At 63.5% G+C, this 1,046-nt stretch carries 1 protein-coding gene; it reads right to left on the reverse strand.

From position 1 onward, the window contains the following. Nucleotides 1-1,046: NADH-quinone oxidoreductase subunit NuoG (gene nuoG, locus AC1DT3_RS22340; protein WP_477467361.1), on the reverse strand; the 1,046-nt coding region annotated here is incomplete at both ends.

Genomic DNA, 1,046 nt, shown 5'->3' on the forward strand with positions numbered 1-1,046 from the left:
GAATTGAACAAGTATGAGGCACGCCCGAAGGCCGGCGACAACACCGTTCCATCTTGACGCGCGTCGAGATTGACGACGCCGAGGCTCTGCATCAGGAGCTTGAGCGCGTAAATTTCCTCGACGGAGGCCAGATCGCCGACGATCGCGCCGACGCGCTTCGCCGTCGTGCCCTTGAGCCGGTTGGCAATGAGCGAAAATGCTTCTTGCCAGGAGGCCGGACGCAGCTTGCCGTTCTGACGCACGAACGGACGATCGAGGCGCTGAACGCGCAGACCGTCGACAATTTGGCGCGCTTTGTCGGTGATCCATTCCTCGTTCACGTCCTCGTTGACGCGCGGGAGAATCCGCATCACCTCGCGGCCACGTGAATCGACGCGGATCGACGAGCCGACGGCATCCATCACGTCGACGGAATCGGTCTTGTTGAGCTCCCAAGGACGATAGTGGAACGCTTCGGGCTTATGGGTCAGCGCGCCGACGGGGCAGAGATCCGCCACGTTCGCCTGCAACTCGGAGCCCATCGCCTTTTCGAGATAGCTCGTGATCTCCATGTCCTCACCGCGCCACAGCGCGCCGAGATCGGAAACGCCAGCCACTTCGGTCGTGAAGCGCACGCAGCGGGTGCAGTGGATGCACCGGTTCATCGACGTCTTCACGAGCGGGCCGAGATACTTGTCCGGCACCGCGCGCTTATTCTCGTGATAGCGGGTCGTATCGACGCCGTAGGCCATCGCCTGGTCTTGCAGGTCGCACTGGCCGCCCTGGTCGCAGATCGGGCAGTCGAGCGGGTGGTTGATGAGGAGAAACTCCATCACCCCTTCGCGCGCCTTTTTGACGGTCGCCGACTTGGTCAGAATCYCCGGCGGCTCGCCATTCGGGCCGGGACGGCAATCGCGAACGCCCCATGCGCAGGACGCGACCGGCTTCGGCGCGCCCTTCACCTCGACGAGGCACATGCGGCAATTGCCGGCGATGGACAGACGCTCATGGAAGCAGAAGCGCGGAATTTCCGCGCCCGCCGCTTCAGCCGCCTGCAGCAGCGTGAA

The sequence above is a fragment of the Microvirga sp. P4_G7 genome, assembly GCF_056401005.1.